We start from the raw sequence: 12,452 nt of genomic DNA on the forward strand, positions 1-12,452 counted from the left end.
CATTCTTTTTCCCCTTGATAACATGGATTCATGTCAAGGGGATTTTTTATGCTGAACGCCCCGGCACTACATGAAAGCAGCCCTGATCAACAAGAATAAAACCATAAGGAGGATTCTCATGGCGAATATGCTTGAAGTCAAACAGATAAATAAAACCTATAAGGGACAAGTATCCTATCAAGCCTTAAAACAAATTTCATTTTCAATAGAAGAAGGCGGGTTCACGGCGGTGATGGGACCGTCCGGCTCCGGAAAGACAACGCTTTTGAATATCATTTCAACGATTGACCGTCCGGATTCAGGCGATATCCTGATTCACGGAGAAAATCCGCACCGTCTGAAGCGGACAAAGCTCGCTCATTTCCGCCGCAAGCAGCTCGGATTTGTATTTCAGGATTTCAACCTTCTGGATACGCTGACGATCGGTGAAAATATCATGCTGCCGTTAACGCTTGAAAAAGAAGCGCCGTCTGTCATGGAAGAAAAACTGCACGGCATCGCGAAAAAGCTCGGAATCGAAGACCTGCTCAACAAACGGACGTTTGAAGTATCCGGCGGACAGCGCCAGCGGGCCGCCATCGCAAGAGCGGTCATTCATAAGCCGTCACTCATTCTCGCCGATGAACCGACGGGAAACCTTGATTCCAAAGCGTCAAAAGACGTCATGGAAACGATGCAGAGCCTGAATCAGGAGGATCATGTTACGGCTTTGATGGTGACCCATGATCCGGTTGCGGCAAGCTACTGCCGCCGCGTCATCTTTATAAAAGACGGCGAACTGTTTAATGAGATTTACCGCGGGGAAAACCGCCAAGTCTTTTATGAGCAGATTCTTGATGTGCTGTCTATGCTGGGGGGAAATGCAAATGACCTTTCTTCAGTTCGCTTATAAAAACGTCACGAGAAACAAAAGGGCCTATCTTGCATTCTTCTTGAGCAGCGCCTTTTCCGTGTTGATTTTCTTTACCTTTGCGATGTTCCTGTTTCATCCGGCATTAAAGGAAGGCTACCTGAATAACATCGCCAGAAAAGGATTAACCGCAGCGGAATGGATGATCTTTGTTTTTTCTTTCTTATTTGTTCTGTATTCGGTTAATGCCTTTTTGAAATCGAGAAATAAAGAATTCGGCATCCTGCTGATGCAGGGCATCACGCCGGGGCAGCTGAGAAAGCTCATTACGGCGGAAAACATGATCATCGGCGTCATGTCGATCGCAGCCGGGATTATCGGAGGCTTCATTTTTTCGAAAACGTTCTTTACGGTCGGCGCTTATATTTTAGAAATGGACGCGCTGCCTCTGTATATGCCTTGGAAAGCGCTCGGCATGACGGCCGGCGGATTTCTGCTCTTATTTTTCCTTTTATCGCAGTTCACGATCCTTTTTGTCAGATCAAATACGGTAATCAAATTAATAAAGGGCACTGACAAGATCAAGCCGGAGCCGAAGCCGTCCGTGCTTCTGTCCTTATTCGGCATCGCCTGCCTGTGCGGCGGGTACGGCATGGTTCTGAAAGGCAATGTCCACGGGACTGAACCGTTCATCATTTTACTGCTCACCGTCATCGGCACGTATTTCTTTTTCAGCCAAAGCAGCATCTGGATTCTGCGCGCGCTGAAGAAGTGGAAAACCTTTTATCTGCGCGGGAAAAATGTCATTTGGGTTTCTGATCTTGTCTATCGTTTAAAAGACAACGCCCGACTGTTCTTTATCGTCAGCATTATTTCCGCGGTAGCCTTTACGGCGACGGGCGTGCTCGCGATGTACAAAGCGACCGTCGGGGCGGAAGAGTCCGCTTATGAGATGGAGTATGTATCTTTCAGCAGCAATCCAAAGGAAAAGACTCATTTGAAAGATATTGACCATGAATTGAAAACACACGGCTTTACGTATAAGAAAGACAAAATAGATGTTTCCTATGTCCGCTATCAGGAAGGGGATACTGTTCCGCCTGTTTACATGATCAGCGAATCGGAGGCGGCGAAGTACTTCCATGTTAAGCTGAATGGCCTGAAACATGGTGAGGCCGTCTATTTCCCGGGCACGTATGACCGCAATTTCAAAAACGAAGCGCCGGATCAGCTGAAGCTGCTGAACCAAAAAGGCAAGCCGTCCGGCCAAAAACTGTCGGTAAAAGAAGTCGAAAAACCGCTGATTTCATTGAATGCCATCATCGCGGTGAACGATCAAACCTTTGATCAGCTGAGATCACTCGGTGATAAAGCGTCATTATACGGCTACAGCTACGATCATTGGAAAGACAGTCTTGGGATCAGCCAATCCTTGAAAAATGAGATTTACGGCAACTATATCGACGTGCATTCTGATTTTATGGCAAAAGCGGGCACCTACTATGATACGGTGCAGCTGCCGAGCTTGAGTTTATTCATCGGCCTGTTTATCGCGATCGTCTTCTTTGTCGCGGCAGCGAGTTTCTTATATTTCAGGCTGTTCACCGATTTAGATGACGATCGGGAGCGCTATCGTTCACTGGCCAAAATCGGTCTGAGTGAGCGTGAAATGTCACAAAGCGTGACGATACAATTGGCGATTCTCTTCTTCTTTCCATTTGTCATTGCCGTCATGCATACGCTGTTTGCCTTGAGAACATTGGCTGTGGAAGGCTATTCCGATGTAGCGGGGCCGCTCAGTCTGACCATCGGAGGATTTTTCATTTTTCAGCTTCTGTTCTTCCTCGCGGTGCGGTCAAGCTATTTGAAAAAACTGAACAAGTAAGGGGAGTATAAAGATGAAAAAAGCATTGGCAATCCTGGCCGTCTTGGCGGCCGCTGCCGTCATATGCGGGCTTCTCTTTTTTCATAACGATGTTACAGACAGATTTAATCCGTTTATTCACCAGCAAGATGTTTATGTACAGATTGACCGAGATGGCAAACATCTTAGCCCGGGCGGTACTGAATATACATTAGACGGATACAACGCATCCGGAAAAAAAGAAGAAGTGACCTTTTTCGCCGGGAAAGACCTCCGGAAGAATGCCTATTTGAAGGTGAAGGCGAAAGGAAAGTATGTCGAGACCTGGGAAGAAGTCAGGTTTAAAGATATGCCGGACTCCGTACAGTCGAAATTAAAGTAATCATACAAAACGGCACAGCGTCAGACTGTGCCGTTTTCTTATTTTTTATTTTCTTCAGCCCGTTTGATCAGCATGTCGGTGATGATATCCATCTGTTTGCTGACGGCAATCGGGTCATACGGATAGAAGGTGTTGAAGTCGTTGATAAAGACACGATTGTTCTTTACGGCGTCGAGATTTTTCCAAACGGATGAATCTTTCAGACGCTCAAATGTTTTGCTTTCTCCATTCGGATTGTAATCAGTGATGAACATATAATCAGCCGCATATTGAGGGATGACCTCTTGGGAAACCTGTTTCATGGCGCCCGTTTTCATGATGTCTTTTTCAATATTGGCCGGCGCTTTTAATCCGAGTGCGTTATAAACGGCTTGGCCGCCGCGGCCGGAATTGTCATTGAAAATCCAGATCTCGCCTTTATCCGTCGTTTCATAAAGGCCGACTGTCTCGTCTTTGCCGATCACACGTTTGAGGCGCTTTTGATCGGCTTCGGCTTTTTTGTTGAAGTCTGCCATAAAGCTTTTGGCTTTATCCTTCGCCCCGGCAATATCGCCGAACAGGCTGACCGTATCTTTCGTATTTTTTGCGGTGTTAAAAGGAATGACAATCGTCGGCGCGATTTTCGAAAGTTTTTCGTATTGGTCATCCTTCATCAGCACGATTAAATCAGGCTTCAGCTGCATCACTTTCTCCACATTGACGGGATTGCCGATGTCCGTGGTGTTTTTCAGCTGTTTTTGGATAAATGGATTTTTGAAAGCCCATGAGCCCGCTCCGACGACATTTGCGTCAACGGACAGCAGCTCACCCGCATAAAAGTCAGTGACGATCCGCTTCGGATGTGCGGGTATGTCAATTTTTCCTTTTGTTGATTGATATGTACGCATGTCTGTTTTTCCTTTGCCTGATGCGGAGCCGCTGTTTTCCTTCGCGCCGCTGCAAGCGCTTAAGGCGAAAACAAGCAGAAGTGCCAGGCCGATCAGCCATGATCTTTTCTTCATCATGATCCCCCTATTTTAGTGATAATGATTATCATTATTAATATAGCAGGAAGACCGTACTCCGTCTATGTTTTTATAGAAATCCTTTCTTGATTATCCATGTTATAGTAGTAAAGGAGGAGGAATGAATGTTGATTACGAAAAGAGGAACTTGGTGGGAAGTGCTGCACAGCTGGTGGCTGCTGCTGACTTTTGCGCCGTTTGCGCTCACCGCTTTCTTGGCCTTTTTCTATATCGGCTACCGGGCCAAGAACAAAAAATGGCTGAAATACGGACTTATCTATTTTATTATTTTAGCAATTGCTTTTGTGCTGCCGAGCACACCCGGCGTGTATATCGTGCTGCCTCTATGGGTCATCGCCATCATCCACGGGCTGAAGGTGCGGGCGGCTTATTTGATACAGCTTGATGTGTTTAAACAAAATGTCGAAGCGAGAGCGTATGAAGCGGTTAGGCACGAGGCGGAGGAAAAATTCGGCGGAAAACCCGCTCATCGCATTGACCTGACAAAACAGAGATAAAGACAAATGACAAAGCCGGTATCCTTGTGCTTTGTCATTTGCGTGATCGGGCTATTGCTGGTATGAATGCTGCTGGAACGGTGTGTGATGCTGGGTTTGCGGGAATGATGAAACGTTAGCGTTTGTCATCGGTGAAGTCATGTGTCCGCTTACTTCCTGCTGCAGCTGGTTGCACACATTCACGATTTGCTGACATTTTTGGATGGCCATTTCATGACCCTGAAGCGCTTGCTGAATGGTATGAACGGCATGCTGCTCATGGTTCAGCATCTGCTGAAGCATTTGAATGTTTTGCTGTTCCTGCTGGAGCATTTGCTTGTACTGCTGGCTGCTTTGCTGTGTCTGCTGAATAAGCTGCTGTGCGGTTTGGCGGCATTGCTGCAGCTGATTTCCGCTGTATTGGTTTTGGTACATCATGAAAACCTCCTGGAGTGATTGATTTTACATATTTATCATGTGAAAGAAAATGTGAGGCATTCATGCGAGAATGGCATTCAAATATTTACCTGTTATGTACAGAGCGGAATACAAGGCTCGGGAATGGCCTGTCGAGCTTTGTATTCCGGCCCTTTTTCTCAGAAGCCGCCTTCTGTAGCGTGAAAAGGGATATTGAGTCTGTTTTCGACTGCACGCAGGCGCTGATTCAAACGGTTTAAGCGGCGGGTATGGATTTCAATGGACTGGCTCAGCCGTCTGATCTGCTCATTCATCCGCGTGATTTCCCGGTTTTGGCGCTGGTCTTCTTGTGAGAGGCGGGTAAGCTCTCTCGTTTGCTCGGCATTTTGTCTTTCAAGCTGGGCAACTCTCCGTTCTAAACCTGTCGGCTGCCGCTCTTCGGACTGGTAGGGCGCATAATAGCTTTCCTGCTGATACGGCTCATACTCAACGCGGTTCACTTCGTATTCCTGCTGCTGAGGGAAATAGGCAGGCGGGGTGTAGTACTGATATGGGTTCATTCATCATTCTCCTTATCTAGTGAAGTCTTTATACACTATGTAGTCAATCGCACAGTGCCACGGCATCCGCCTAACTTACAGGCGTAAAAAAAGCTGCAAAGGAAGGTGATCATGTTGCGGGACATACGGATTTTCATCATGATGGTTCTTGTTTTCGGATGCGTCATGATAACAGGCTGCTCGCAAAAGAAAGCGGACGAGACCCCTTTTTATTACGGGACATGGGATGTGGGGCTGAAGCCGGGCCCGATGGACGGAGTCAGATCTGAAACCGTCACGTTTACGAAAGACAGCGTGCTGACAAAGCAGGTCATTAAAGGCCGCGGCGAGGTTCCTATGCCCTCGGATGCTTACAAGGTGATCTCACAAAACACGGACGGAACGATCGAGATTGAATACCTCGGACATCCGCATCCCGTCAAAAGCACGTTGAAAAGAGGAAAAAACGATACGCTCATTTGGAAGATATACGGAGAAACAAAAACAATGACAAGAATAAAAACAGGCGGGGAGGATGCACATGAGAAATAAGGCTGCCGACAGACTCGTTTTGACGGGTGTCATCGTACATATCATTCAATGGTTTTCACTGGTATGGTTATTTTTTATGCTTTTAGATCAGTTCGGGCGTTTTACCATTTATAATCCCAATGTCGTAAACGGCAGCATGCAGTCTTTTTCATTCTTTGATATGATGCGCGCTCTTCTGTTTTCCGGCACGCTGCGGAATACGCTCCTGCTGTTTCTGTTTGCGGCGCTGCTCATTTACCTATGGGTGAACGCCCTGTTTATTCTGTTAGAAATCGTTTCTTACATCATGATCAGGCGGAACAGCCGTTCATTATGGGCATACTTTCCCGCAGCGATGGGAATAAAGCTTGCCCTTCTGGACATAGCGGCCGTCCCTTTCTTTGCGGCCGGACTGATGCTCTTGAAGCAGAAAACAGATAACGGCGCAGAACAAACCGATAAGAGGACAAGACGGCCCCGTAACCGGAGACAGATCCGGTATAAGCAGAGAAGGCGGAGAAATCCGTCCGTTTAATTTTTCTTTGAAACAAAAAAACGATATGATGAAAGCATAAGACGAAAAGGATACAAAGGAGATGCAGGATGTACAAGTTAATCGCAATAGATATGGACGGAACACTATTAAACGATCATCATGAAGTGACGGCTGAAGTCCGCGGGGCGCTTGATGCCGCTAAAGCGGAAGGGGTCAATATCGTCCTGTGCACGGGCCGGCCGATCGGCGGCGTGCGGCGGTATTTGGAAGAGCTGAACTTACAGGAGGAAGGCGACTTTGTGATTGCTTATAACGGCGCCCTCGTCCAAAATACGTATACAAACGGTATCGTGGCCGAGCAGTCATTAGGTTATGAGGATTTGAAGTCCCTTTACGAGCTGAGCTTACAGCTGGACACTCCGATGCATTACTTTGACACAGCTAATCTGTACACGCCAAACCGGGATATCAGTGAATACACGGTTTACGAATCATATATCACGAAAGTGCCGCTTCATTTCCGCACGATTGATGAGGTGCCGAAGGATATTCTGATTCCGAAAGTCATGTTCATCGACGATCCGGACAAGCTGGAGAAAACGATCGCTTCTATTCCGGAATCATTCACGGAAACATACACAATGGTCAAAAGCGCGCCGTTCTTTCATGAGATTCTTCACCCGAAAGTCAGTAAAGGAAACGCAGTCAAGCTGCTGGCTGAAAAACTCGGAATTGAACAAAAAGACGTCATGGCAATCGGCGATAACGGCAATGACATGTCTATGATTCAGTGGGCCGGCTGCGGTGTCGCTATGGCCAATGCCATCCCGGAAGTAAGGGAAATTGCAAATTTTGAAACAAAATCAAACAACGAACACGGCGTAGCGCATGCGATTCAGGAGCTTGTGCTGAAAAAATAGGCACCCCATCAGAGGGTGCTTTTTTACCGCGTGTTTTGGTGATATGATAAGCGGAGAGGGGAGGCGCTATATGGATCGTGAAAAACAGCAGCTCAGCATAGAAGCGGCAAAATTATATTATCAATCAGATTACAGCCAGCAGCAGATCGCCGAACGGCTTAATCTGTCACGCCCCACCGTTTCGAGGCTGCTTCAGTACGCAAAGGAAAAAGGATATGTCCAAATTCGCGTCATGGACCCGTTTGAGGATCTGGACGAGCTCGGCGCGAAGCTGGAAGAAAAATACGGGCTGCTTGAGGCGCACGTCGTCTTTTCTCCAAGTGACGATTACCAGGCCATTACACATTACTTAAGCCGTTATGGCGCAGACTATATGCATAAAACCGTAAAGGACGGCGATATACTCGGCGTAAGCTGGGGGACGACGATGTACCAGATCGCAAGCCGCATGGAGCCGAAGCAGGTAAAGAGCGTTGAAGTCGTACAGCTCAAAGGCGGCATCAGTCATTCCAATGTCAATACGTATTCATCAGAAACGATTCAGCTGTTCGCCGAAGCATTTCAGACCATGCCGAGGTATTTGCCGCTGCCGGTTATATTTGACAGCGCCGATGTGAAACAGATGGTCGAGCGGGACAGACATATTAAGCGGATCATTGAAATGGGCAGACAAGCCAATATCGCCCTGTTTACAGTCGGAACCGTCCGGGATGAGGCGCTGCTTTTCAGACTCGGCTATTTCCGGGAAGAAGAGAAACAATTGCTGAAAGCGCGCGGAGTCGGCGATATTTGTTCGCGGTTTTTTGACGAGGAAGGCAGGATCTGCAGCAGCAACATTAACGGCCGGACGATCGGAGTCGAGCTCAGCGACTTGAAAATGAAAGAACGTTCGATTTTGGTGGCGGGCGGCAGCAGAAAATGCAAGGCCATTCACGGGGCCCTGACAGGAAAATACGCTAACGTTTTGATTACCGATCAGCACACGGCCAAAAAACTCATTCAAGAATTGTGACAATTCTTGAACATAATTTCAATAACCAATTTACATATGTTCAAAATTCGGTTATTCTAAACGTATCCTAGGAAAAAGGAAGTGCATACAATGTCAATTGCAAGTCAAATAGACCATACTGCTTTGAAACCGCATACACAAAAAGCAGATATTTTACAACTGATAAAAGAAGCAAAAGAGTATAAATTCGCATCCGTTTGTGTGAACCCGACTTGGGTCAAACTCGCAGCGGAGGAGCTGAAGGGCACGGGAGTTGACGTTTGCACCGTTATCGGATTCCCTCTCGGCGCAACGACATCGGAAACAAAAGCATTTGAAACGAAGGATGCTATCTCAAAAGGAGCCACTGAGGTTGACATGGTCATCAATATCGGCGCATTAAAAGACGGTGATGATGAGGCTGTTGAGGCTGATATCCGCGCGGTAGTTGAAGCAGCTGATAAAAAAGCGCTCGTCAAAGTGATCATCGAAACATGTCTTTTGACAGATGAAGAAAAAGAGCGCGCGTGCCGTTTGGCGGTATCCGCAGGCGCCAATTTCGTCAAAACGTCTACCGGTTTTTCGACAGGCGGGGCAACGGCTGAAGACATTGCTCTCATGAGAAAAACAGTCGGACCGGACATCGGGGTCAAAGCATCAGGCGGCATCAGAACAAAAGCTGATGTTGACAGCATGATTGCAGCGGGCGCGAGCCGGATCGGCGCAAGTGCGGGCGTCTCTATCGTGAGCGGCGGAGACAGCGGCAGCAGCGACTATTAATCAGCAGTGCGGAAGCTGAAAGCTTCCGCCATCCTCTTTCTTTGTTGATGCATAAAAAATTGTAAGCGAATACAAATAAAAGGAGAACACATATGAAGTATCTCATCGGAATTATTGGTATCATTGTGTTTTTAGGTCTTGCCTGGCTCGCCAGCAATGGCAAAAAAAGAATCAGAATACGGCCGATCGCCGTCATGCTCGTACTGCAGCTGGTTCTCGGTTATATTCTCCTCAACACCGGTATCGGGAATTTTCTTGTCGGCGGTTTTGCAAAAGGGTTTAACTATTTGCTGGAATATGCATCAGAAGGGATTAACTTTGTATTCGGCGGACTTGTGAATGCGAAACAGACGACGTTCTTCATGAGCGTGCTTCTGCCGATCGTCTTTATATCCGCTTTAATCGGAATTCTGCAGCATTGGAAGGTCCTCCCCCTCATCACGAAGTATATCGGTCTTGCGTTAAGCAAGGTGAACGGAATGGGGAAAATCGAATCTTACAACGCTGTCGCCTCCGCAATTTTAGGGCAATCAGAAGTGTTTATCAGCTTGAAAAAACAGCTCGGCTATCTTACTGAACAGCGCTTATACACGCTTTGCGCATCTGCTATGTCGACGGTCTCAATGTCGATCGTCGGTTCTTACATGATGATGCTGAAGCCGGAATACGTCGTGACGGCGCTTGTGCTGAACTTATTCGGCGGATTTATCATCGCTTCTATCATCAACCCGTACACCGTCAGCAAAGAAGAGGATTTGATCGTCGTTCCTGAAGAAGAAAAGCAATCCTTTTTTGAAGTGCTCGGTGAGTATATAATGGATGGATTCAGAGTCGCCGTTGTCGTAGCGGCGATGCTGATCGGATTTGTCGCACTCATTGCCCTGGTCAACGGCGTTTTTAACGCGGTCTTCGGCATTACATTCCAGGCGCTGCTCGGCTATGTCTTCGCGCCGTTTGCGTTTTTAACCGGTATTCCGTGGAATGAAGCGGTGAGCGCGGGAAGCATTATGGCGACGAAAATGGTATCGAATGAATTTGTGGCGATGCAGACGCTCTCATCCGGCGATTTCCATTTCAGCGCGCATACTCAGGCAGTGGTATCGGTATTCCTTGTCTCATTTGCGAATTTCTCCTCTATCGGTATCATTACGGGTGCGGTGAAAGGACTGCATGAAAAGCAAGGAAACGTCGTCGCGCGGTTCGGGCTGAAGCTGCTGTACGGCGCAACGCTCGTCAGCTTCCTGACAGCGGCGATCGTGGGATTGATTCACTGAACATAATTGAAGGACAGGTGATAGATCATGAGAATGGTAGATCTTATTGTAAAAAAACAAAACGGAAAAGAACTGACAACAGAAGAAATTCAATTTTTCGTAAAAGGATATACGGACGGAAGCATCCCTGATTACCAGGCGAGCGCCCTTGCCATGGCGATTTACTTTCAAGATATGACAGATCGGGAGCGCGCCGATCTGACAATGGCGATGGTCAATTCAGGGGAAACGATTGATCTCTCCGCTATCGAAGGCATCAAGGTCGACAAGCACTCTACGGGCGGGGTCGGCGATACGACGACTCTCGTACTCGCACCGCTCGTCGCGGCGCTCGGCGTTCCCGTTGCTAAAATGTCCGGACGCGGCCTCGGCCATACGGGGGGAACCATTGATAAACTGGAAGCGATCGAAGGCTTCCACGTGGAATTGTCAAAAGATGAATTCATCAAGCTTGTGAACCGCGACAAAGTAGCCGTCATCGGACAAAGCGGCAACTTGACGCCTGCCGATAAAAAGCTGTATGCGCTGCGTGATGTAACGGGTACGGTAAACTCCATCCCGCTGATCGCAAGCTCTATTATGAGTAAAAAAATCGCCGCCGGAGCAGATGCGATCGTGCTTGACGTCAAAACGGGCGCCGGCGCGTTTATGAAAACGGATGAAGACGCTGTGAACCTCGCCAAAGCAATGGTCCGCATCGGAAACAACGTCGGCCGCCAGACGATGGCCGTGATTTCTGACATGTCACAGCCGCTCGGTTTTGCGATCGGGAATGCACTGGAGGTTCAAGAAGCCATTGATACGTTAAGAGGGGAAGGCCCTGAAGACTTAAATGAACTCGTCCTCACGCTCGGCAGCCAAATGGTCGTATTGGCGAAAAAAGCCGAGACATTGGAAGAAGCGAGAACGAAGCTGCAGGAAGTCATGAAAAACGGCAAAGCGCTTGAAAAATTCAAAGAGTTCCTGAGCAATCAGGGAGGAGATGCTTCCGTCGTTGACGAACCGTCCAAACTTCCGCAGGCGGCGTACAAAATTGACGTCCCGGCAAAAGAAGCGGGTGTCGTTTCAGAAATCATCGCTGACGAAATCGGCGTCGCAGCGATGCTGTTAGGCGCGGGACGTGCGACAAAAGAGGACGAAATCGACCTTGCCGTCGGCATCATGCTCCGTAAAAAAGTCGGTGACAAAGTCGAAAAAGGAGAGCCGCTCGTCACCCTTTACGCCAACCGCGAAAACGTTGACGACGTAACCGCCAAAGTCTATAACAACATCCGCATCTCAGAAAAAGCGGAAGCACCGAAGCTGATTCATACGCTGATTACGGAATAAGAAAGAAAGGCACATACCCATCAGTATGTGCCTTTTTTTATGGCATAGTTTTATCCAAATGAATGTCACGAAAGCGATCGAAACGAGAGGATATAACGGCGTACGGAACGTCAGATCCGTGAGGCGACCGCTGTTTTTTACATCATGCTTTCGAAATAACAGCACCACGATGCCGGCAAATCCGGCTGCAGCGCCGTACCGCTGCGCAGGAGAACCGGATACACATATCGGCAGCCGCCGCGGCCGGAACCTGCAAACTCATCCAACACGGAAAAGCCATCACAGCCGCCATCAAAACCCCCAAAACCATCCGGCTTAACTCCAACGGCACCATTTCCGGGGAAATGACCAGAACCTGAACAATAACCGGCAGCAGCAAAGCCCGAATCAACCTGAACGGAACAAATTATGACGCGCCTTCCTGAAAGAGTGGGGTTCAGAGAGGGAGAAGGAAGTCGTGACGTTTAGTGTGCTGAGCAGTGATGGGGAGGGGAGGCTGATTGGGAGTGGAGTGAACCAATTAAAGTTTAATATATGATATAAATCTCTAAGGAACGAATCTCTTCTTTATTATTATC

14 protein-coding genes and 2 pseudogenes are annotated in these 12,452 nt (G+C 47.9%); 12 read left to right on the plus strand and 4 right to left on the minus strand.

Going from position 1 to position 12,452, the window contains the following annotated elements; genetic code table 11:
- The first annotated feature begins 118 nt into the window (after window positions 1–118).
- The 3 genes from yxdL to ACH32G_RS05630 are packed head-to-tail and all read left to right on the plus strand — an operon-like array spanning window position 119 to window position 3,096.
- A complete protein-coding gene (gene yxdL, locus ACH32G_RS05620) occupies window positions 119–892 on the plus strand; it encodes an ABC transporter ATP-binding protein YxdL (RefSeq protein WP_448814085.1) in 774 nt (257 codons plus the stop codon).
- Window positions 867–2,735 (plus strand): ABC transporter permease YxdM, encoded by a 1,869-nt coding sequence (yxdM, locus tag ACH32G_RS05625; protein WP_448814086.1) that lies wholly within the window; start codon window positions 867–869, stop codon window positions 2,733–2,735. Before yxdL ends, yxdM begins: the two co-directional genes overlap by 26 nt.
- Before the next feature lie 13 nt (window positions 2,736–2,748).
- Window positions 2,749–3,096, plus strand: a complete 348-nt coding sequence (locus ACH32G_RS05630; protein WP_016937432.1) for a YxeA family protein — start codon at window positions 2,749–2,751, stop codon at window positions 3,094–3,096.
- Between the two features lie 38 nt (window positions 3,097–3,134).
- Here ACH32G_RS05630 and ACH32G_RS05635 read toward each other — a convergent pair whose 3' ends face one another.
- Window positions 3,135–4,097, minus strand: coding sequence for an iron-hydroxamate ABC transporter substrate-binding protein (locus tag ACH32G_RS05635; RefSeq protein WP_064779168.1), 963 nt, complete (start codon window positions 4,095–4,097; stop codon window positions 3,135–3,137).
- Between the two features lie 128 nt (window positions 4,098–4,225).
- Here ACH32G_RS05635 and ACH32G_RS05640 point away from each other — a divergent pair, with 128 nt between their 5' ends.
- Window positions 4,226–4,618, plus strand: coding sequence for a hypothetical protein (locus ACH32G_RS05640; RefSeq protein ID WP_060963892.1), 393 nt, complete (start codon window positions 4,226–4,228; stop codon window positions 4,616–4,618).
- A gap of 51 nt (window positions 4,619–4,669) precedes the next feature.
- Here the strand turns inward: ACH32G_RS05640 and ACH32G_RS05645 are convergent, their stop codons facing one another.
- On the minus strand, window positions 4,670–5,032 hold the full coding sequence (locus tag ACH32G_RS05645) for a hypothetical protein (RefSeq protein WP_045925569.1): 363 nt from the start codon (window positions 5,030–5,032) through the stop codon (window positions 4,670–4,672).
- Between the two features lie 161 nt (window positions 5,033–5,193).
- Entirely contained in the window at window positions 5,194–5,574 is a 381-nt protein-coding gene (locus ACH32G_RS05650; protein WP_016937436.1) for a hypothetical protein, read from the minus strand.
- A 111-nt stretch (window positions 5,575–5,685) separates the two neighbouring features.
- Here ACH32G_RS05650 and ACH32G_RS05655 point away from each other — a divergent pair, with 111 nt between their 5' ends.
- The 7 genes from ACH32G_RS05655 to ACH32G_RS05685 all read left to right on the plus strand — a co-directional run bounded on the left by ACH32G_RS05655 (window position 5,686) and on the right by ACH32G_RS05685 (window position 11,874).
- Window positions 5,686–6,105 carry a lipocalin family protein gene (locus ACH32G_RS05655; protein ID WP_415272889.1) on the plus strand — a complete coding sequence of 140 codons (420 nt, stop codon included), beginning with the start codon at window positions 5,686–5,688 and terminating at the stop codon, window positions 6,103–6,105.
- Window positions 6,095–6,619, plus strand: coding sequence for a hypothetical protein (locus tag ACH32G_RS05660; protein ID WP_415272890.1), 525 nt, complete (start codon window positions 6,095–6,097; stop codon window positions 6,617–6,619). Before ACH32G_RS05655 ends, ACH32G_RS05660 begins: the two co-directional genes overlap by 11 nt.
- Before the next feature lie 68 nt (window positions 6,620–6,687).
- Window positions 6,688–7,500 (plus strand): sugar-phosphatase, encoded by an 813-nt coding sequence (gene yidA / locus ACH32G_RS05665; RefSeq protein ID WP_415272891.1) that lies wholly within the window; start codon window positions 6,688–6,690, stop codon window positions 7,498–7,500.
- Window positions 7,501–7,570: 70 nt separating this feature from the next.
- Window positions 7,571–8,512 carry a sugar-binding transcriptional regulator gene (locus ACH32G_RS05670; RefSeq protein WP_415272892.1) on the plus strand — a complete coding sequence of 314 codons (942 nt, stop codon included), beginning with the start codon at window positions 7,571–7,573 and terminating at the stop codon, window positions 8,510–8,512.
- A 90-nt stretch (window positions 8,513–8,602) separates the two neighbouring features.
- Window positions 8,603–9,271 carry a deoxyribose-phosphate aldolase gene (gene deoC, locus ACH32G_RS05675; protein ID WP_016937441.1) on the plus strand — a complete coding sequence of 223 codons (669 nt, stop codon included), beginning with the start codon at window positions 8,603–8,605 and terminating at the stop codon, window positions 9,269–9,271.
- A 92-nt stretch (window positions 9,272–9,363) separates the two neighbouring features.
- Window positions 9,364–10,545, plus strand: a complete 1,182-nt coding sequence (locus tag ACH32G_RS05680; RefSeq protein WP_342007237.1) for a NupC/NupG family nucleoside CNT transporter — start codon at window positions 9,364–9,366, stop codon at window positions 10,543–10,545.
- Window positions 10,546–10,572: 27 nt separating this feature from the next.
- Entirely contained in the window at window positions 10,573–11,874 is a 1,302-nt protein-coding gene (locus ACH32G_RS05685) for a pyrimidine-nucleoside phosphorylase (RefSeq protein WP_045925563.1), read from the plus strand.
- A 66-nt stretch (window positions 11,875–11,940) separates the two neighbouring features.
- On the opposite strand, the pseudogene ACH32G_RS05690 reads toward ACH32G_RS05685, so the two are convergent.
- Window positions 11,941–12,066 (minus strand): annotated as a pseudogene (locus ACH32G_RS05690) (hypothetical protein); the annotation flags it as partial.
- Here ACH32G_RS05690 and ACH32G_RS05695 point away from each other — a divergent pair.
- Window positions 12,056–12,412 (plus strand): annotated as a pseudogene (locus tag ACH32G_RS05695) (lipocalin-like domain-containing protein); the annotation flags it as partial. The pseudogenes ACH32G_RS05690 and ACH32G_RS05695 sit on opposite strands and share 11 nt — an antisense overlap.
- Window positions 12,413–12,452 lie beyond the last annotated feature (40 nt).

The sequence above is a fragment of the Bacillus sp. CIS52 genome (assembly GCF_053545315.1).